The sequence below is a fragment of the Streptomyces sp. MZ04 genome (assembly GCF_004684775.1).
Lineage (GTDB): Bacteria > Actinomycetota > Actinomycetes > Streptomycetales > Streptomycetaceae > Streptomyces.
This window is the reverse complement of sequence record NZ_SRIC01000009.1, coordinates 1-19860: the sequence shown is the minus strand read 5'-3', so window position 1 is coordinate 19860 and position 19860 is coordinate 1. Positions and strand designations below refer to the sequence as shown.

17 protein-coding genes are annotated in these 19860 nt (G+C 70.6%); 3 read left to right on the top strand and 14 right to left on the bottom strand.

Translation table 11 applies throughout. The features are described 5' to 3' along the window. The first annotated feature begins 178 nt into the window (after nt 1–178). Nucleotides 179–1681, top strand: a complete 1503-nt coding sequence (locus E2651_RS03950; protein ID WP_135329554.1) for a M1 family metallopeptidase — start codon at nt 179–181, stop codon at nt 1679–1681. 24 nt (nt 1682–1705) lie between these two features. On the opposite strand, the gene E2651_RS03945 is transcribed toward E2651_RS03950, so the two are convergent. From E2651_RS03945 to E2651_RS03915, 7 genes are all read right to left on the bottom strand, one after another. Continuing rightward, complete coding sequence (locus tag E2651_RS03945; protein ID WP_135329553.1) at nt 1706–2362, bottom strand: helix-turn-helix domain-containing protein; 657 nt, start codon at nt 2360–2362, stop codon at nt 1706–1708. A 9-nt stretch (nt 2363–2371) separates the two neighbouring features. Then, the gene (locus tag E2651_RS03940) at nt 2372–3265 is read right to left on the bottom strand and encodes an oxygenase MpaB family protein (protein ID WP_135329552.1); all 894 of its coding nucleotides are present in this window, start codon (nt 3263–3265) and stop codon (nt 2372–2374) included. Between the two features lie 87 nt (nt 3266–3352). Further along, nucleotides 3353–4132: an alpha/beta hydrolase gene (locus tag E2651_RS03935; RefSeq protein WP_135329551.1), complete on the bottom strand. Its 780-nt coding sequence runs from the start codon at nt 4130–4132 to the stop codon at nt 3353–3355. Between the two features lie 165 nt (nt 4133–4297). Further along, a complete protein-coding gene (locus tag E2651_RS03930) occupies nt 4298–4777 on the bottom strand; it encodes a hypothetical protein (protein WP_135329550.1) in 480 nt (159 codons plus the stop codon). A 94-nt stretch (nt 4778–4871) separates the two neighbouring features. Next, entirely contained in the window at nt 4872–5351 is a 480-nt protein-coding gene (locus tag E2651_RS03925) for a macro domain-containing protein (protein ID WP_135329549.1), read from the bottom strand. A gap of 43 nt (nt 5352–5394) precedes the next feature. Beyond that, complete coding sequence (locus E2651_RS03920; RefSeq protein ID WP_135329548.1) at nt 5395–6861, bottom strand: amino acid permease; 1467 nt, start codon at nt 6859–6861, stop codon at nt 5395–5397. Nucleotides 6862–7121: 260 nt separating this feature from the next. Beyond that, nucleotides 7122–8933, bottom strand: coding sequence for an AMP-dependent synthetase/ligase (locus E2651_RS03915; RefSeq protein WP_135329547.1), 1812 nt, complete (start codon nt 8931–8933; stop codon nt 7122–7124). A gap of 134 nt (nt 8934–9067) precedes the next feature. On the opposite strand from E2651_RS03915, the gene E2651_RS03910 reads away from it, so the two are divergent. Next, nucleotides 9068–9802: a MerR family transcriptional regulator gene (locus E2651_RS03910; protein ID WP_135329596.1), complete on the top strand. Its 735-nt coding sequence runs from the start codon at nt 9068–9070 to the stop codon at nt 9800–9802. A 22-nt stretch (nt 9803–9824) separates the two neighbouring features. Here E2651_RS03910 and E2651_RS03905 read toward each other — a convergent pair whose 3' ends face one another. The 6 genes from E2651_RS03905 to E2651_RS03880 all read right to left on the bottom strand — a co-directional run bounded on the left by E2651_RS03905 (nt 9825) and on the right by E2651_RS03880 (nt 17692). Beyond that, entirely contained in the window at nt 9825–10553 is a 729-nt protein-coding gene (locus E2651_RS03905) for a hypothetical protein (RefSeq protein WP_135329546.1), read from the bottom strand. A gap of 116 nt (nt 10554–10669) precedes the next feature. Then, nucleotides 10670–12841, bottom strand: coding sequence for a 3-hydroxyacyl-CoA dehydrogenase NAD-binding domain-containing protein (locus tag E2651_RS03900; protein ID WP_135329545.1), 2172 nt, complete (start codon nt 12839–12841; stop codon nt 10670–10672). 245 nt (nt 12842–13086) lie between these two features. After that, a complete protein-coding gene (locus tag E2651_RS03895) occupies nt 13087–14301 on the bottom strand; it encodes an acetyl-CoA C-acetyltransferase (RefSeq protein ID WP_135329544.1) in 1215 nt (404 codons plus the stop codon). Nucleotides 14302–14356: 55 nt separating this feature from the next. Further along, the gene (locus E2651_RS03890; protein ID WP_135329543.1) at nt 14357–15499 is read right to left on the bottom strand and encodes an acyl-CoA dehydrogenase family protein; all 1143 of its coding nucleotides are present in this window, start codon (nt 15497–15499) and stop codon (nt 14357–14359) included. A 10-nt stretch (nt 15500–15509) separates the two neighbouring features. Next, nucleotides 15510–16535: an LLM class F420-dependent oxidoreductase gene (locus E2651_RS03885; protein WP_135329542.1), complete on the bottom strand. Its 1026-nt coding sequence runs from the start codon at nt 16533–16535 to the stop codon at nt 15510–15512. Then, nucleotides 16535–17692 carry a CaiB/BaiF CoA-transferase family protein gene (locus tag E2651_RS03880; RefSeq protein ID WP_135329541.1) on the bottom strand — a complete coding sequence of 386 codons (1158 nt, stop codon included), beginning with the start codon at nt 17690–17692 and terminating at the stop codon, nt 16535–16537. The genes E2651_RS03885 and E2651_RS03880 overlap by 1 nt, the downstream gene beginning before the upstream one ends. A gap of 219 nt (nt 17693–17911) precedes the next feature. On the opposite strand from E2651_RS03880, the gene E2651_RS03875 reads away from it, so the two are divergent. After that, entirely contained in the window at nt 17912–19135 is a 1224-nt protein-coding gene (locus E2651_RS03875) for a saccharopine dehydrogenase NADP-binding domain-containing protein (RefSeq protein WP_135329540.1), read from the top strand. Nucleotides 19136–19177: 42 nt separating this feature from the next. On the opposite strand, the gene E2651_RS03870 is transcribed toward E2651_RS03875, so the two are convergent. After that, nucleotides 19178–19860, bottom strand: a 683-nt coding sequence (locus E2651_RS03870; RefSeq protein WP_135329539.1) for an endonuclease V, incomplete at its 5' end; no start/stop codon positions are given.

Here is a 19860-nt window from a genome sequence, read left to right as displayed (position 1 = left end):
GGTCAACTCCCGCGCGACAGAGGGCCGTACGTGGCCGTGTCAGGTTCGTGGGGCGTATTGGCACATGTCGGCCGAATGGCGATCGTGTGACAGCTGTGGCCATGGACATGGCCCGTGGCCGGGGAGCTCAATAAGGTCGGACCCATCTACCGGTCTGTCCCTACGACTTGGAGTTCTCGTGCACCGCAGACTCATCGCCCCGGGCGCGCTCGCGGCCTCTCTGCTGCTGGCGATCCCGGCATCGGCCGCTGACTTCACCCCCGGGGCGCCGGGTATCGGCGATCCCTATTACCCGGCGAGCGGCAACGGCGGCTACGACGTATCGCACTACGACCTGCGGCTGAAGTACCAGCCCGCGACCGATCTGCTCGAAGGCACGGCGACCATCAACGCCACCACGACGCAGGACCTCTCCCGCTTCAACCTGGACCTCGGTCTGAAGGTCAGCGAGGTGCGGGTCAACGGCAAGAAGGCGGCGTTCAAGGCCACCGGAGAGCAGGAGTTGGAGATCACCCCGGCGGCGGGGCTGCCCAAGGGCACCCCGATCACCGTCGTCGTCCGCTACGCGGGCAAGCCCTCCGAGGTGAAGATCAACGGCTTCACCGCCTGGGCCCGCACGCCGGACGGCGGTGTCGCCGCGCAGGAACCGGAGTCGGCGGCCTGGTGGTTCCCGTCCAACGACCACCCGCTCGACAAGGCGACGTACGACGTCTCGGTCTCCGTGCCCGACGGCTCGCAGGCCATCTCCAACGGCGCGCTGCAGTCGCAGAGTTCGAAGCTCGGCTGGACCCGCTTCAACTGGCGCTCGAACAAGCCGCAGGCCAGCTATCTGACGACGCTCGCCGTCGGCAAGTTCGACATCACGACCGACAAGACGGCCGAAGGGCTGCCCGTCCTGAACGCCTACAGCAAGGACCTCGGCGACAACGCGGGGGCCGCGCGGGCGAGCATCGAGCGGTCGACCGAGGTCGCGGAGTGGCTGGAGACGGTCTTCGGCAAGTACCCCTTCAACGCTCTTGGCGGGTACGTCCCGAACGTGAAGAGCGGCTTCGCCCTGGAGACGCAGACGCGGCCGTTCTACAGCCCGCGGCAGTTCGCCAACGGGGCCAACGTGTCCGTCGTGGTGCATGAACTGGCCCACCAGTGGTACGGCGACAGCGTGTCGGTGGACGGCTGGAAGGACATCTGGATCAACGAGGGCTTCGCCCGGTACAGCCAGTGGCTGTGGTCGGAGAAGGAGGGCGAGGGGACGGCGCAGGAGCTGGCGGACTACGTGTACGCGCAGCACCCCGCGGACGACCCGTTCTGGACGGTCAAGCCGGGCGACCCGGGTCCTGACAACCAGTTCGACATCGCCGTGTACGACCGTGGGGCGCTGGCCGTGCAGGCGCTGCGCAACGAGGTCGGCGAGAAGGACTTCTCCGCGATCCTGAAGGGGTGGCCCACGGAGCACGCGTACGGCAACGCGACGGTGGGCGACTTCGTCGAGTACGCGGAGAAGGTGTCCGGCAAGCCGCTGGCTTCCCTCTTCGACACGTGGCTGTACCAGCCGTCGCGGCCGGACGCTCCTGCCGCGCGGGATGCCGGGGTCGCGCGTACCGCGGGGGTCTCGGCCGCGCCGAAGTCCTGGAAGTCCATTGCCTCGACGAACGGCGTGCACGCTCACCGTCACGGGCACTGAGACCGAACCGCCGTTTCGGGGCGGTCAATCAGGATTGCTCTCAGAATCCTGATTGACCGCCACGCAGCACTCCCCCGGCCGGGCGTCCATGCGCGCGCGGACGGGACCGTCCGTACCGAGCAGCCCCTCGAGGAGAGCGAGATTCATGCCGCAGACGAGGGGCGGGAAGCGTTCGGCGACGGCGTGGAACGGGCAGTTGCGCATGCGGACCTCGGCGCCTTCCAGGTGCGGTTCGTAGCCGCGGGCTGCCAGCATCTCCATGGCCTCTTCGAGGTCGCCGCAGGGCGCCGCCGAGCCGCGCAGGGCCTCGCCCCGGCGGCGCGCGGCGGCGCAGAGACCGGCGTCGAGCCCGGCTTCCTCGGCGGCCTCGGCCAGCAGTTCGGCGGCGGTGCGGTAGTCGCGGGCGGGCAGCGACACCGCACGCTCGGCCCGCGACCGCGTGTACACCTTGGCGGGACGGCCCGCCCCCGGACCCGAGCGGCCCGTCAGGCGACGGCTGCCGCTTTCGAGGAGCCCGGCGTCGGTCAGCTTGTCGAGATGGTGCGCGGCGAGCGTGCGCGCCACCCCGGCCGCCTCGGCTGCCTCGTTGCGGCCGACCTCGCGGCCCTGCGCCGCCACATACTCGTACAGGCGACGCCGCACCGGATCCTGCAGGGCCGCGATCGCATCGATGTCCTCCACCAGGCCATTCTACGAACAACGCGGGTTGGAGATAGAAGAGCGGGGCGCGTATCGACGACGCTCCCGCCTTCTCGCCTCGCGGGCCAGCGGCAGGTAGCGCAGGCGTTCCGGCAGCAGCGGGACCACCGTGCGGACGGCGCGGCCGAAGCGGCGCAGGCGGCGTTCCTGGGTCGTGGTCCAGGGGAGGCCGATGGCCTGCCGCGCGTCCGGTGGCATCAGGCCGATCGTGAGGAAGCGGCGGAAGCGGGCCAGGGGCGGCAGGACGAGCGGCCACAGGACGCGGAGCACCAGGCGCACCGCACGCGGGCCCCGGTCCGGCGGCGGGAGCGGGCGGTCCACGGCGACCAGTTCCGCGGCGACGGCCGTCAGCTCCAGCTCGTCGGCGAGGACCTTGTCGTAGTACGGCCAGAACTCGTCCAGGGTCTGCGGCATGTCCCGGTCGTGGATCCCGAGGATCCGGCCCACCTGGAGCCACTCCGCGTACAACTGCCGCTCCTGCGCCGGGGTGAAGGGGCGGCCGAAGTACTGCCGCGCGTGCCGGTAGACGGGGAATCCGGTGGCGTGGACCCAGGCGTAGTAGCCGGGCGTCAGCGCGTGGTAGCTGCGGCCGTGGGCGTCCGTGCCCTGGATGGTCTTGTGCAGCTCACGGAGTCTGCGGCCCTCCTCGGCGGCGGCATCACCGCCGTACACCCAAGTCTGCAGCGACCGCAGCGAGCGCTCGCCACGCCCCCAGGGGTCGGTGCGGAAGACGGAGTAGGTGTCGACGCCCGCGCCCACCGCGGGGTGCGCGACCTGCATCGTGAGCGCGGCGGGCAGGGCGAGCAGGGCGCGGACGTCACCGGCGATGTCCCACAGGATCCCGCCGGGCGGCGGCGGCTCGGGGGCGGCCTGGCGCTGGGGCATCACATGACTCCCGGAGGGTGACCGGACCTGACCTGTCCTGATCTGACCCGTTGGCCGTTGTCCGGTATGTACGTCTTCCAGTATGAGTCAGCCCGCGGCCGCCGCATGCGCCTCCAGAATGAGATCCGTGACCGCGTCCGGCTCGCGCAGGGTCGGGAAGTGATCGCTGCCGCGCAGGCGCACCAGGCGGCAGCCGGGGATGCGGTCGGCCATCTCCTCGTTGCAGCGGACCACCGAGGGCTGGTCCAGCTCCCCCAGGGCGAGGACGCACGGCACGTCGAGCTCGCCGAGACGGTCGAAGGCCGGGGGGTCGGGCACGTTGTGCGGCTGGGCGGCGAACCACGCCGGGAGGACCGCGAGGAGGTGCGCCCTGGCCTCGTCGTCGTAGCCGGTGCCGGCCGCCGCCGAGCTGTGCATCAGCAGGCTCACGAGGCCTTCCATGTCGCCCGCCTCCGCGAGCCTGACGAACTCGGCCATGAACTCCTCGGAGAAGAGGTCGGAACGGCCGGTGATGCCCGGCACCACCAGGGCGAGCCCCGCGACCCGCGCGGGGTCGTCGAGCGTGAGGCTGATGGCCGTGGCCCCGCCCATGCTGGACCCGGCGAGCACGGCGCGGCCGATCCGGAAGTGGTCGAGCACCGCGCCGAGATCCTCGGCCAGCGAGAACGCGGCGGTCGGGGCCGGTGACCTGCCGTAGCCGCGCGCGTCATAGCGGACGACCCGGTGCCGCTCCGTGAGGCGCGGCAGGATCCCGTCCCAGATGCGGGAGTCGGCGACCCCCGGGTGCAGCAGGACCAGCGGCAATCCGTTGCCGCCCGAATCTTCCGCCCAGACCTGGCCGCCCTTGACCGACACCATTTGTCCCATGGTGTGAGCCTGCCGGGCCGGCGGGGTCGGCGCCAGGCGAAACTTGGCCTCTCCGGCGGATGCAGCGCCGCGCAGGCGCCGTGGGGGTGAGAGCGCCCATAGCGTCCGCGGGTGCGCTCTGGCTGGTCGCGCAGTTCCCCGCGCCCCTTCGGGGCGCTCCCGCACCTAGCGGCCCGAACCCGTCGCCGCCGGGAGCGGCTCGCCCACGATCCTGCTCGCCAGCTCCGACGCCAACTCGGAGACCTGTCCGCGCAGTTCGGCCTCCGCCGACGCACGCTCGGTCTCGATCCTGGCCTGGCCCGACGCCACGAGTTCAGCCCGCTCGCGCACGCCGTCCTCGCGGGCGGCGGCGATCAGGGCGGCACCCTCCTCGCGGGCCTGCTGGCGCACCAGCGCCGCCTCGTGGCGGGCTTCGGCGAGCATCGCCTCCCGCTTGTCGCGTACCCGCTCGGCCTCCAGACGCAGCTCGGCCGCCGCTCCGCCGGTGACTCCTTCGAGGATCCCGGCGCGCACTTCGAGTACGCGGTCGAGGCGCGGCAGAATCCGCCTGACCACGAGGAAGACGGAGCCGAAGAGCACGGCTGCGACAACGAGGTGGTGAGGATCCGGCTTGAGCGGCCCCAGGTTCATCGCGATCAGCTGCATGCCGGTGACCTACCCGCTCATCCGTGCACAACACCGCGCATCTGCAAGGGAGTTGGGTGAGGCTCATCACGTCGCCCCGAGGACGCGCAGGGGCTCAGTCCCCGAAGTCGTACACCGTCACGGCGATCCCGCGCCCCGAGAGGCGCTCGGCTATGAGCGGTTCCACGCGGGACCATGTGCCGCCCGCGAGTCCGCAGCCGATGCGCGGCATGTGCACGGAGGCGTCGAGTTCGGCGGCCTTGTCGGCGAGCCGGCACAGGGCCGCGTCGATCGCCTCGTAGCGCACGGGTACGCCCTTGCTGCCGGTGCGCATGCCGTGCTGGCCGATCATGTTGGCCAACCACAGCCGGGGGCCGACCTGGACGAACTGGGCGGCACCCAGGCCGAAGTCGTTCTTGGCCCGCTCGCGGTGCCACCGGCGGTACGCCTTCTCCGGCTCCGGCCAGCGCCGCGACACCGCGAGGACGAAGCCCTTGCCCCAGCCGCCCAGGTCGTTGCAGACATGGGCGATCAGTTTGGTGCCCTTGCCGAACGGAACGGTGGCGTCACCCCGGACATACGTGATCTCCGACATGACGCCACCGTAGGCGTTGCCACTGACAGTGGCCCGCGCGTTGTTACTTGCCGGCCTTCATGAGGGTCTCGGCCTCGCGGTCCACGTTGCGGCGGATCGCGTACCAGCCCGTGACCAGCGCCGCGGCGATGATCGGGATGAGGTAGAGCGTCTTGCGGCCGACCTCGGGGTCCTTCCACATCAGGCCGAGCACGGCCAGCAGGAAGACGATCGTGACGATCTCCGTGACCGGGCTGCCCGGGAGCCGGAAGCCGGGCCGGGTGAGCAGGCCCTCCTTGGCGCGGCGGACGAACGCCAGGTGACAGATCATGATGATCACCCAGGTGCTGATGATGCCCAGGGACGCCACGTTCAGGACGATCTCGAAGGCCTGGCTCGGCATCAGGAAGTTGAGGCCGACGCCGAGCACGCACACCGCGGAGGTGAGCAGGATGCCGCCGTAGGGGACCTGGCTCTTGTTCATCTTCGCGGTGAACTTCGGTGCCGAACCCGCCATCGCCATCGAGCGCAGGATGCGGCCCGTGGAGTACAGGCCCGAGTTCAGCGACGACATCGCGGCCGTGAGGACCACCAGGTTCATCACGTCACCGGCCGCCGGGACGCCGATCTTGGAAAGGACCGTCACGAACGGGCTCTGGTCCGCCGAGTACACCGACCCGGGGAGCAGCAGCGCGAGGAGGATGACCGAGCCGACGTAGAAGAGGCCGACGCGCCACATGATGGAGTTCACCGCGCGCGGGACGACCTTCTGCGGCTCGGCGGTCTCGCCCGCCGCGACGCCGACCAGCTCGAGCGAGGCGTACGCGAAGACGACGCCCTGCATCACGATCACGACCGGCATGATGCCGTGCGGCAGGAAGCCGCCGTTGTCGGTGATCACGCTCAGGCCGGGCGTCTGCCCGCCGACCTCGTGCTGGGTGACCAGCAGGAAGATGCCGATCAGCATGAAGGCGACCAGGGCCGCGACCTTGACGATCGCGAACCAGAACTCCATCTCGCCGAAGATCTTCACCGAGATCAGGTTGATCACGAGGACGACGGCGAGGGCGATCAGCGCGAGCACCCACTGCGGGATGTCGGTGAAGAAGCTCCAGTAGTGCGTGTAGAGCGCGATCGCGGTGATGTCGGCGATGCCGGTGGTCGACCAGTTGAGGAAGTACATCCAGCCGGCTACGTAGGCGCCCTTCTCGCCGAGGAACTCACGCGCGTACGAGACGAACGAACCGGACGACGGCCGGTAGATGACCAGCTCGCCGAGGGCGCGTACGACGAAGAAGGCGAAAATGCCGCAGACGAGGTACGCGACGGCGAGTGCGGGGCCCGCCGAGTGCAGGCGGCCGCCCGCTCCGAGGAAGAGTCCGGTTCCGATCGCGCCACCGATCGCGATCATGTTGACGTGGCGGGCCTTGAGGTCCTTGCTGTAACCGGCGTCGCCGGCGTCCGCGGGGGCCTGGGACGCATCTGTGCGGGATGCGTCCAGGGCGGCCGAATCTACGGCTTCCTTGCTCACGTGGGGGTTCTACTCTCTGGTGCCCGGAAGAACTCCGGTGTCCGGATGTGCTCCGGCCCGCGACACCCCTGACGTGCGCGGACCGACGCGACACCTTCCCCCAGAGATCCCCCGACATGCGGTGGCGCACGTCACATAGCGGCACTTCTCACATGGTGGGCAGGGGGTGTACAGCCGATGACAACTGGGTGTACAGGCCATGGGTCACTGGCTGTACGACTCGTCCATCACTCGTCCATCACTCTTCCGTCACTCGTCTGTCACGGGCTGTACAGCCCCTCGATGACGTCCTCGTACTTCTGCCGGATCACCCTGCGGCGCAGCTTCAGGGACGGCGTCAACTCCCCTGTCTCCGGGCCCCACTCCCCCGCGAGGAGGCGGTAGCGCTTGATCTGCTCGGTGCGGTTGAGACGGGCGTTGGCCGCCTCCACAGCGCGTGCGATCTCCTCCGCCACGGCCTCGCTCTCCGTCAAATTCCCCGTGATCCCGCGTGCGGCCGCCCACGCGGGGGCCATTTCGGCATCCAGGACGAGCAGCGCCACCAGGTAGGAGCGGCCGTCTCCGTGGACGAGGGCCTGGCCGATGAGGGGGTGCTCCTTGAGGGTGTTCTCGACGAGCGCGGGCGAGACGTTCTTGCCCGTCGAGGTCACGATCATTTCCTTCTTGCGGTCGGTGAGCCAGAGGAAGCCGTCCTCGTCGAGCCGCCCGATGTCGCCGGTCGCGAACCAGCCGTCGGCGTCGCAGGCCGGCTCGACGCCGCCGTCGGGCAGCAGATAGCCGTCGAAGACCGTCCCGCCGCGCACCAGGATCTCGCCGTCATCGGCGATGCGGACCTCGAGGCCCGCCAGGGGCTTGCCCACCGAGCCGAGCCGGAAGGAGGAGGGGCTGTTGATGGTGACGACACCCGTGGTCTCCGTGAGGCCCCACGCGTCCATGATCACGATGCCGAAGCCCGCCCAGAACCGCACGACGTCCAGCGGCATCGGCGCGGACGCGCTCGCCGTCCACACCAGGCGATCGAATCCGGCCAGCGAGAGCAGCGGGTCCAGGATCGTCTCCTTGGCCTCGCGGTACGCCGCCGCCAGCTCGGCCGGCGGTTCCTCGCCCCGCTCGACGTACTCCACACGCGCGCGTGCCGTCTCGTTCGCCGCCTCGATGGCCGCCCGCTGCTGCTCGGGGAGGCCCGCGAGCGCGGCCCGTACGGACGCGGCGAGCTTCTCCCACACGCGCGGGACACCGAAGAACTGCGCGGGGTGCAGCTCGCGCGCCGTCGCGGCGACGGCGGTGGGGTCCGCGCACAGGTGGACGTGCGCGGCGCGGAACACCGCCAGGTAGATGCCGAGCATCCGCTCCGCGACGTGGGCGAAGGGGAGGTAGCAGATGTGCTCCACGTGATCGGGCAGCTCGACGACGCCGTCCAGGGCGACGCTGTCCAGGAGGACGTTGCGGTGCGTGATGCGTACGCCCTTGGGGTCGCCGGTCGTGCCGGAGGTGTAGACGACGGTGAGCGGGTCGGTGGGGCCGGACTCGCGCCAGGTCTTCTCGAAGGCGTCCGGGTTGAAGAGCCGGCCTCCTGTGGCGTGCAGGGAGCCGTAGGTGCGGTGCGGGCCCGCATCGGCCGCCTCGACGACGACCAGGCGTTCCAGTGGCGTCTCGGTGTCCGTCAGGAGGGGCTCCCAGCGGGCCAGCTCGTGGGCGCCCTCGACGATCGCGAAGCGGGCGCGGCTGTGCCGGGCGATGTGCGCGATCTGCTCGGGGGCCGATGTCCCGTAGACGGTGACGGGGACCGCGCCGAGGTGCACGAGGGCGAGGTCGCTCAGCCAGTGTTCGGGGCGGTTGCCCATCATCATCAGGACGTGCTCGCCGCGCCCGACGCCGAACGCCGCGTATCCGGCGGCGAGGACGGCTACCTTGCGGCGTGCCTCGCGCCAGGTCAGCGTCGTCCACTCGCCGTCGGTCGAGGTGCGCCAGGAGAGTGCGGGGAGGTCGCCGTGGTCCTCGGCGTTGCGGAGCAGCAGGGCGGGGAGGGTGATGTCGGCGGGGTCCCCGGGAAGTCGCAGGATCGTGGTCATGACCGCCTCCTGGCGTCATCGACGAAGCAAGTGACTGGCCGGGACGCTTTCACAACAGTGGTGAGACAGCAATACTGTTGCACCGGATCGGTGCACGGGGCCGCACAACGGGGAGGCGATGCGCTGCCATGTCGATGACGACGACGTCGGACACCGAAGGGCCGACGCTCACGGTCGACGAACTGGCCGCGCGCGCGGGCGTCACCGTCCGCACGATCCGCTTCTACAGCACCAAGGGCCTGCTGCCGCCGCCCGTGATCGGCCCGCGCCGCGTCGGCCACTACGGCCAGGACCATCTCTCCCGGCTCGCGCTCATCGAGGAGTTGCAGCACCAGGGCATGACCCTCGCCGCGATCGAGCGGTACCTGGAGCAGCTGCCGCCCGATCTGAGCGCCCACGATCTCGCCATCCATCGCGCAGTGGTGGCCTCTTGGGCACCCGACTCGCCCGAGGACGTCGACCGCGCCGAGCTGGAGCGCAGGGCGGGCCGGTCGTTGGACGACGAGGACCTGGAGCGGCTCGCGGCGATGGGCGTCGTCGCGCGGACGGAGCCGCCGGGGACGTACCGCGTCGATCCGGGTCTGCTGCGCCTGGGCGCGCGGCTGCTCGACGTCCCGATCGCGCACGAGACGATCCTCGCGGCGCGCACGGTCCTGATGGAGCACACCCGGTCCGCCGCCCACGAACTGTCCCGGCTCTTCCGCGACGAGGTGTGGGGCCCCTACCGGGAGCGGGAGTCGGACCCGGAGCACGTGGCCGCGATGCGGTCCCTCTCGGCCCATATGCAGCCGATGGTGGTGCAGGCCCTGGTGACCGCGTTCCAGCGGTCGTTGAAGGAGGAGCTGCGGGAGTGGCTCAAGGAGAGCTGAGCCACTCCTTCGAACTCCTTGGCTACACGGTGATGTTGGCCGCGGTGGCCGACGGCGTCTCGTCCTGCGTGGCCTGCAGCATCCGCGTGGCGTAGACCTCGGAGAGGACCTGGAGGTCCTTGCTCGCGTTCGCCTGACCGGAGTTGTCCCGGACGTCGAGGGTGGCGACGAAGTTGCCCTGGAGGATCACGATCCGCTGTGAGGTCTTCATCGCGGGGTCCGTGTACCCGTAGGTGATGCTCGCGTTGCCCTGCGGCGGCCCGTCGAGGACCTTGAGCTCGCGGTGGTTGTTCTCCGCGTAGCTCTTCCAGGCGTGGAAGGCGCGCTCGGCGGCCGTCCCGTTCTTGTACACGATCAGGTCGTAACTGGCGCTCTCGCCCTTGTTGTTGCTGCGGTAGCCGACCTGCCCGTTGGCGACGGCTCCCTTGCACTTGCCGCCCGGGTCCTTGCACACGGACGGTGCCTTGGCACGGCTGTAGGGCTTCGTCGAGACGTTGCGCAGGGCGGTGGGCATGGTGTCGAGGGGCGGCAGGATCGCCTTCGCGTCCTGGGCGCCACTCAGCGAACCGGCTCCCTTGCCCTTGCTGCTGGATCCGCCCGTCGCGCCGCCGATGGTGCGGCTGTGCGACGAACCCGAACCCGACTTGTGCTTCTTGTTCTTCTTCTTGCCCCCGCAGCCCGTCAGGGCCAGCGAGAGGACCAGCACTCCGACGCCGATGACGCGCGTCGTTCCCCCAGTTGTGAACCGCACAGCGAGTGTCACCCTCCGTTTGTCGTGATCATGTCTTACGGGAGGAGAGGATACGACGCCGGGGCGGTGGCTCGGGTTCCGCCCCCTCAAGGGCGGAACCCGAGCGGTGACCGAGGTCAGACGTCGCTGAACTTCCCGCCACTCGAAGCCTTCTCGACCAGCAGCGCGGGCGGCGTGAACCGCTCACCATAGCGGTCGGCCAACTCACGCGCGCGTGCCACGAATCCGGGCAGGCCGCCTTCGTAGCCGTTGATGTACTGGAGCACACCACCGGTCCAGCCGGGGAAGCCGATGCCGAAGATGGAGCCGATGTTGGCGTCGGCGACGGACGTCAGGACGCCCTCCTCGAGGAGGCGCACGGTGTCGAGCGCCTCGGAGAAGAGCATCCGCTCCTTCATGTCGACGAACGGGATCTCGGCGCCCGGCTTGGCGAAGTGCTCGCGCAGGCCCGGCCACAGCCCCGCACGCTTGCCGTCCACGTACTCGTAGAAACCCGCTCCCCCGCTGCGGCCGGGGCGCTCGAACTCGTCGACCATGCGATCGATGACGGCGTCCGAGGGGTGCCCGGCCCAGGTGCCGCCGGCCTCCTCGACGGCGCGCTTGGACTCGTTGCGGATCTTGCGCGGCAGCGTGAGGGTCAGCTCGTCCATCAGGGAGAGGACCTTCGCCGGGTAGCCCGCCTGGGCGGCGGCCTGCTCGATGGACGCGGGCTCGATGCCCTCGCCGACCATCGCGACGCCTTCATTGATGAACTGCCCGATCACGCGCGAGGTGAAGAAGCCGCGCGAGTCGTTGACGACGATCGGCGTCTTGTTGATCTGGCGTACGAGGTCGAAGGCGCGCGCCAGGGCCTCCTCCCCGGTCCGCTCGCCCTTGATGATCTCGACGAGCGGCATCTTGTCGACAGGCGAGAAGAAGTGCAGGCCGATGAAGTCGACGGGCCGTGTAACGCCCTCGGCGAGCTGGGTGATGGGCAGCGTCGAGGTGTTGGAGCACAGCAGCGCGTCCGGCTCGATGATGTCCTGGATCTCCTGGAACACCTTGTGCTTGAGCGAGGTGTCCTCGAAGACCGCCTCGATCACGGCGTCGCAGCCCGCGAGGTCCTGCGGGTCGGCGGTCGGCGTGATGCGGGCGAGCAGCGCGTCGGCCTTCTCCTGGGTCGTACGTCCCCGCTGCACCGCCTTGGCGCACAGCTTCTCGGAGTACGCCTTGCCCTTGGCGGCGGCCTCGGCGGAGACGTCCTTCAGGACGACCTCGATGCCCGCGCGGGCGCAGGAGTAGGCGATGCCCGCGCCCATCATCCCGGCGCCGAGGACGGCGGCCTTGCGGACCGGGCGTGCCTCGATGCCCTTGGGCCGGTTGGCGCCGGAGTTGACGGCCTGCAGGTCGAAGAAGAACGCCTGGATCATGTTCTTCGCGGTCTGCCCGGTGACCAGCTCGGTGAAGTACCGGGCCTCGATGGTCAGCGCGGTCTCGAAGTCGACCTGGGAGCCCTCGACGGCGGCCGCGAGGATGTTGCGCGGGGCCGGGTAGGGGGCGCCGTTGATCTGCTTCTTGAGGTTGGCGGGGAAGGCGGGCAGGTTCGCCGCGAACTTCGGGTTGGCCGGGGTGCCGCCGGGGATGCGGTAGCCGGGCTTGTCCCAGGGCTGGGCCGACTCGGGGTTGGCGTCGATGAAGGCGCGGGCCTTTTCGATCATCTCCTCGCGGGTGGCGGCCACTTCGTGGACCAGGCCGTTCTCCAGGGCGCGCTTCGGGTTGTACTGGGTGCCCTGGAGCAGCACCTTCAGGAGCGCGTCCGCGATGCCCATCAGGCGTACGGTGCGGGTCACGCCGCCGCCCGCCGGGAGCAGGCCGAGGGTGACCTCGGGCAGGCCGATCTTGGAGCCGGGCGCGTCGAGGGCGACGCGGTGGTGGCTGGCGAGGGCGATTTCGTAACCGCCGCCCAGGGCCGCGCCGTTGATGGCGGCGACGACGGGCTTGCCCAGGGTCTCGATGCGGCGCAGGGAGCCCTTGATGGCGGTGCCCGTCTCGAACGCCGCCTGGGCGTTCTCGGGTCCTGCCTGCATCATGTCCTTCAGGTCACCGCCCGCGAAGAAGGTCTTCTTGGCGGAGGTGTAGATGATGCCGCGGATGGAGTCCTTCTCGGCCTCCGCGCGGTCGGCGATCGCCGCGATGGAGTCCTTGAACGCCTGGTTCATGGTGTTCGCGGATTGGTTGGGGTCGTCGAGGACGAGGGTGACGACGCCGGTGTCGTCCTGTTCCCAGCGGATGGTTGTGCTCTGCGTCATGGTGCGGTCTCCGTGAAGTCTGGTGGTGCGGGTGAGCGGCTGATGGGGTGGGCTGTCATGTCCGTTGCCGACCGCGGGCGCGTCGTGGCCGGTCGCGCAGTTCCCCGCGCCCCTTGGAGATGCGCACTTCGTGCGCCGTCTCCCAGGGGAAAGCGCGGCGAAGCCGCAGCTTTCAGGGGCGCGGGGAACTGCGCGAGGACGGACCACCGGCCCGCGGTCGGCGACGCTCCCCAGGCCCCACGGCGCTAGACCCGTTCCACGATCGTGGCGATCCCCATGCCTCCGCCCACGCACAACGTGGCCAACCCGTACCGGAGGTCCCTGCGCTCCAGTTCATCGACAAGCGTCCCCAGGATCATCGCCCCGGTCGCGCCCAGGGGATGGCCCAACGCAATCGCGCCGCCGTTGACGTTCACCTTGTCCAGCGACAGGCCCATGTCCTTCACGAAGCGGAGCACCACCGCCGCGAAGGCCTCGTTGATCTCGACGAGGTCGATGTCGTCGATGGTCAGACCCGCCTTGGCCAGCGCCTTGCGCGCGGCCGGTGCGGGACCGGTGAGCATGATGGTCGGCTCGGAGCCGGAGACGGCCGCGGAGACGATCCGCGCGCGCGGGGTGAGGCCGTTGCGCTCGCCGACCTCCTTCGAGCCGATGGCGACGAGCGCGGCGCCGTCCACGATGCCGGAGGAGTTGCCCGCGTGGTGGACGTGGTCGATCTTCTCGACCCAGTGGTACTTCTGCAGCGCGACGGCGTCGAAGCCGCCGAGGTCGCCGATGTCCTTGAAGGACGCCTTCAGCTTGCCGAGCGAGTCGGCGGTGGTGCCGGGGCGCATGTGCTCGTCGTGGTCGAGGACGGTCAGACCGCTGCGGTCCTTCACCGGCACGACGGACCGCTCGAAGCGGTTGTCCTTCCAGGCGGCCGCGGCGCGCTCCTGGGAGAGGGCCGCGTACTCGTCGACGTCACGCCGCGTGTAGCCCTCGATCGTGGCGATCAGGTCGGCGCCGATGCCCTGCGGCACGAAGCCCGTCTCGTAGTTGGTCATCGGGTCGGCGAACCAGGCGCCGCCGTCCGAGGCCATCGGGACGCGCGACATCGACTCGACGCCGCCCGCGAGGACCAGGTCCTCCCATCCCGAACGCACCTTCATCGCGGCCATGTTGACCGCCTCCAGGCCCGAGGCACAGAAGCGGTTCTCCTGGACGCCCGCGACGGAGTCGGGCAGCCCGGCGGCGATGGCCGCGATGCGCGCGATGTCGGAGCCCTGGTCGCCGACGGGGCCCACCACACCGAGGACGATGTCGTCGATGGCGGCCGGGTCGAGGCCGGGGAACCGCGCCCGGATCTCGTGGATCAGGCCGACGACGAGATCGATCGGCTTGGTGCCGTGCAGGGCGCCGTTGGCCTTGCCGCGTCCGCGCGGGGTGCGGATCGCGTCGTATACGTACGCTTCGGTGGTCAAGACTGCAGCCTTTCGCAAGGAACGTGAGGGTGAGGGGTCGGACGGGAGGGCGACCTCAGGCGAGCAGGGAGCGGCCGATGATCTCCTTCATGATCTCGGTCGTGCCTCCGTAGATCGTCTGGATGCGGCCGTCGGTGAAGGCTTTGGCGACGCGGTACTCGGTCATGTAGCCGTATCCGCCGTGCAGTTGGAGGCAGCGGTCGGCGACGCGCTTCTGCAGTTCGGTGGCCCACCACTTGGCCATCGAGGCGTGCACGGCGTCGAGTTCCCCGTTCGAGTGATCGACGATGCAGCGGTCGAGGAACGTACGGGTGACCGCGCACTCGGTCGCCATCTCGGCGATCTCGAAGCGGATGTGCTGGAGCTTGGAGAGCGGCCGCCCGAAGGCCTCGCGCTCCTTGACGTACGTCGTGGTGATCTCCAGGAGGTGCTCGGCGGCGGCGATCCCGGCGACGGCGATGCCCATGCGCTCCTGCGCGAGGTTCGTCATCAGGTGGATGAAGGCGCCGTCGAGCTCGCCGAGGAGGTTCTCCTTGGGGACGCGTACGTCGTTGAAGAACAACTCGGCGGTGTCCTGGGACTTCTGGCCGATCTTGTCGAGGTTGCGGCCGCGCTCGAAGCCCTCCGTGCCGCGCTCGACGACAAGGAGGGACAGGCCCTTGGCGCCGCCCTCCGGGGTCGTCTTGGCGACGACGATCACGAGGTCGGCGATGATGCCGTTCGAGATGAACGTCTTGGAGCCGTTGAGCAGCCAGTGGTCGCCCTCGTCCGTGGCGGTGGTGCGGATGCCCTGGAGGTCGGATCCCGCGCCCGGCTCGGTCATCGCGATGGCCGTGATGATCTCGCCGGAGCAGAAACCGGGCAGCCAGCGCCGCTTCTGCTCGTCGGTGGCGAGCGAGGTCAGGTACGGGCCGATGATGTCGTTGTGCAGGCCGATCGCGAGTCCGGGCGCGCCCGCGCGCGTGAACTCCTCCGCTATGACGGCGCTGTAGCGGAAGTCGGCGTTCCCGCCGCCCCCGTACTCCTCCGGCACGGCCGGCCCGAGGAGCCCCTGCTTGCCCGCCGCCCGCCACGCGTCACGGCTGACGATGCCGTCCTTCTCCCACTCCTCGTAGTGGGGCAGCACTTCCTTGGCCAGGAACGTGCGGACGGTCTCGCGGAACGCCTCGTGTTCGGCGGAGAAGATCTGACGCTTCACCTACGGCCTCCTAGAGCCAGCCCTTGACGGTCTCGATCGACTTGGCCGGCTCGGGGCCGACGGGAATGACGTTGAGCATGGTGACGCCCGCCTCGCGGAAGGCCTCGACGCGCTCGCGTACGTAACCGGCGGGCCCGCACAGCGACATGAGCTCGCAGAACTCGTCGGGGACCGCCGCCTCGGCTTCCTTCTTGCGGCCCGACAGGTACAGCTCCTGGATGCGCGCGGCCTCCTGTTCGTAGCCGTACGCGACCGCGACGTCGTTGTAGAAGTTCTTCCCCGGGGCGCCCATGCCGCCTACGTAGAGGGCGATTCTGGGGCGCGCCAGATCGCGGGTGGCGGCCGCATCCTCACCGATGGCGAGCAGCCCGCCGGCGACCGTCTGCAGGGGTCCGAGCGCCGGATCGCGCTTCTCCTTGCCTTCGGCGAGCGGGGCGCCCCACACCTGGTGGGCCTTTTCCGGGATGAACAGGGTGGGCAGCCAGCCGTCGGCGATCTCGGCGGTCATCCGGACGTTGGCCGGGCCCAGGGACGCGATGTACAGCGGCACTTCGGAGCGGACCGGCTTGGTGAGGATCTTCAGCGGTTTGCCCAGCTTGCCGCCCTTCTCCGGGGGCAGTGGCATGTCCGTGACGCCGTGGTGGTCGATCACCTCGCGGCGCAGGATGCGGCGGGTCAGCTCGATCGCCTCGCGGGTGCGGGCGAGCGGCTTGTCGTAGGGCTTGCCGTGCCAGCCCTCGACGACCTGCGGGCCCGAGGCGCCGAGCCCGATGATCGCGCGGCCGCCGGAGATCGCGTCGAGCCCCGCGGCCGTCTGGGCGATGAGGGCCGGAGTCCGCGAGTAGACGTTGAGGACGGCCGCGCCGATCCGCATGCGCTCGGTGCGTGCGGCCAGGTAGCCCATGATGGTGGGCGAGTCGAAGCCGTACGCCTCGGCGACCCAGACGGCGTCCAGACCGGCGGACTCCAGGGCGGCCACGTCGTCGGCGGCCCGCCGCGCGTCGCCCTCGTAGGCGAGCGGTGTGGAGAGCTGCATCAGTCGGCTTCCTTCGTCGGTACGTCGCTCGGGGCGAGCGCCGGTACGTCCCAGTCGCGGGCCACGTCCGCGGTGTCGGCGCCGGGCTTGGCGGGGCCGCGGCGGATCTCCGTCGGGGTCGCTGAGAAGCGGGGCGCGGGGGCGGGCTGGGTGATCCCGCCGTGGTCGACGAAGGTGCCGCGGGCGGCGAGGTGCGGGTGTCCCGGGGCCTCGCGCAGCGAGAGCACCGGCGCCACACACGCGTCGGTGTCTTCGAAGACGGCCGTCCACTCGTCGCGCGTACGCGCCTTGAAGCGGGCCGCGACGGCCTCCCGCAGCTCGGCCCAGCGCGCGACGTCCTTGCGCGGCGGCGCCTCGTCCGGCAGTCCGAGCAGCGCGATGAACTCGTCGTAGAACTGCTGCTCCAGAGCGCCGACGGCCATGTACTCGCCGTCCGCGGTCTCGTAGTTGCCGTAGAACGGGGAGCCGCCGTCCAGGAGGTTGGAGCCCCGCCGGTCCTGCCAGCCGCCGGCCGCGAGCATGCCGTGGATCAGCGAGGTGAGGTGCGCGGTGCCGTCGACGATCGCGGCGTCCACGACCTGCCCGGTGCCGTGCACGCGCGCGTGGTTGAGCGCGGCGAGGATGCCGACGACCAGGTAGAGCGAGCCGCCCGCGAAGTCGCCGATGAGGTTCGCCGGGATGGTGGGCGCCTCGTCGGGGGAGCCGATCATGCCGAGGGTGCCGGTGATCGCGATGTATCCGATGTCGTGCCCGGCACGCTGGGCGAGCGGGCCCTCCTGCCCCCAGCCGGTCATCCGTCCGTAGACGAGCTTCGGGTTGCGGGCGTGGCAGTCGTCCGGCCCGACACCCAGGCGCTCGGCGACGCCGGGACGGTAGCCCTCGATGAGGACGTCGGCGCGTTCGACCAGGTCGAGGAGGCGGTCCGCGCCGTCCGCCGCCTTGAGGTCGATGATCACGGACCGCTTGTTGCGGTTGGTGATGTCGTACTCGGAGGTGATCACGAGCCCCCCGCCGCCGCGCGGCCGGTCGACGCGTACGACATCGGCGCCGAGGTCGGCCAGGAGCATGGCGGCGAACGGGCCGGGCCCTATCCCCGCGAGCTCCACCACCCGCACTCCGGCGAGCGGACCGTGAACGCCCTTGTCCTGCACTGTCATTGAGCCCCCACCTCTGTGACACAACTGATGTAACACCAGTGATGCTAAGAACGTGTTCCACTCTGCACAAGACCCTAGCAAGCAAGCGCTTAGGCAATTCCGGGGACAAGCCGTGCGGCGCCTGCACCGGGGCCACGGTTACCTGCTGGTACACCGCCCCGGGACTCACGCTAGCCTCAGCCACCGACAACGGCGCGGGGTGCACGGCGGAGAGGTGCCATGACCAGTCAGAACGGCCAGAACGGCCAGAACGGCAAGGAACGTACGAAGGACCGCACGTACGACATCGTGCTCTTCGGAGCGACCGGTTTCGTGGGCGCGCTCACCGCGGAGTATCTCGCCGCGCACGCGCCCGAGGGGCTGCGCTGGGCGATCGCGGGGCGCGACAAGGGGAAGCTGGAGCGGCTGCGGGAGCGCCTGGCCGGCACGCACCCGGCCTGCGCCGAGCTCCCTCTCCTCCACGCGGACGCGGCCGAGCCCGCGTCCCTGCGGGAACTGGCCGCCCACGCGCGCGTGGTGGCCACGACCGTCGGCCCGTACATCACGTACGGCCAGGAACTCGTCGCCGCGTGCGCGGACGCGGGCACGGACTATGTGGACCTCACCGGGGAGCCGGAGTTCGTCGACCTCATGTACGTGCGCCACGACGCCCGCGCGCGGGAGACCGGTGCCCGCCTGGTGCACGCCTGCGGCTTCGACTCGGTCCCGCACGACCTGGGCGCCTATTTCACCGTGCGCCAGCTGCCCGAGGGGGTGCCACTGCGCGTCGACGGCTTCGTGCGCAGCAACGCGATGTTCTCCGGGGGCACGTTCGCCTCGGCGCTCGGCCAGTTCGCGCGGGGTCCGAAGATGCTGGCCGCCGCGCGGGACCGCAGGCGCCACGAGCCGCGCCTGGTGGGCCGCAAGGCGTACGCCCCGCCGAGCGCTCCCCGGTACGCCGGCGAGGTCGGCGCGTGGGCCCTGCCGCTGCCGACGATCGACCCGCAGGTGGTGCAGCGCTCGGCGCGGGCCCTCGAGCGGTACGGGCCCGACTTCCGCTACCGCCACTACGCGGCCGTGAAGACGCTGCCGTTCGCGGTGGGCGGCGTGGCGGCCGTCGGCGCTCTGGCGGCGGCCGCGCAACTGCCGCCCGCGCGGCGGTGGTTGTCGGACCGGATCAAGCCGGGTGAGGGGCCGAGCGCCGAGCGGCGGGCGAAGAGCTGGTTCTCCGTGCGGTTCGTCGGTGAGGGCGGCGGGAAGCGGGTGTTCACCGAGGTATCCGGCGGTGATCCCGGGTACGACGAGACGGCGAAGATGCTGGGCGAGGGGGCGCTGTGCCTGGCGCTCGACGACGGCCTGCCCGCGGTGGCCGGGCAAGTGACCACCGCGGTCGCCATGGGTGACGCGCTGACGGCGCGGCTCACGGCGGCGGGCCTCACGTTCCGGGTGGCCGCCGCCCTGTAGCGCGCCGCCCTGTAGCGCGCCGCCCGGTAGCGCGCCGCACGCTCAGCCCGCGGTGGCCTCCCGCAGCGCCGCGCGGCACAGCGCGTCCGCCCGCCGGGTCGACTCCGGGAGCCGGTAGCGGGGCGTCAGCCGCAGGGTGTGCGCGCAGGCGTTGTCCAGGCTCACCCGGTGGCCGACGGAGACGAAGACCGGCTTGACGCCCTCGCGGGTGCGCAGGGCGCGGCCGATCTCGTCCGTCCCGTCGAGCAGGGGCGCCGCGCTGCCCCGCGGCGTGCCCGGAGCCTCGTACGAGAACGTGAAGGGGTTCTTGGCGACGCCGATGGTGGGCAGACCCGTGAGGACGCCGAGGTGGCTGGCGAGGCCGAAGCGGCGGGGGTGCGCGATGCCGTAGCCGTCGCAGACCAGGAGGCCGGGGTCGGTCTTGAGGGCGCCGAGGGCCGCGAGGACGGTGGGGATCTCACGGAAGGCGAGGAGTCCCGGCACGTACGGGAAGGCCACGCGGCCGACCGCGGTCGCCTCCTCGACCACGTCGAGCGTCGCCCCGTCCAGGACGACGAGCGCGGCGGCCACGACGTCCCGCTCGTCGTCGTAGGCGACGTCGACTCCCGTGATGTGCCCGGTGCCGGGCGGCGGGCCCGCTTCGTCGAGGACGACCCGGGGGCGCAGTCCGTCCTGGACGGCGCGGGCGGCCGCCTCGTCGGTGGGCCAGTCGGCGGGGGTGGGCG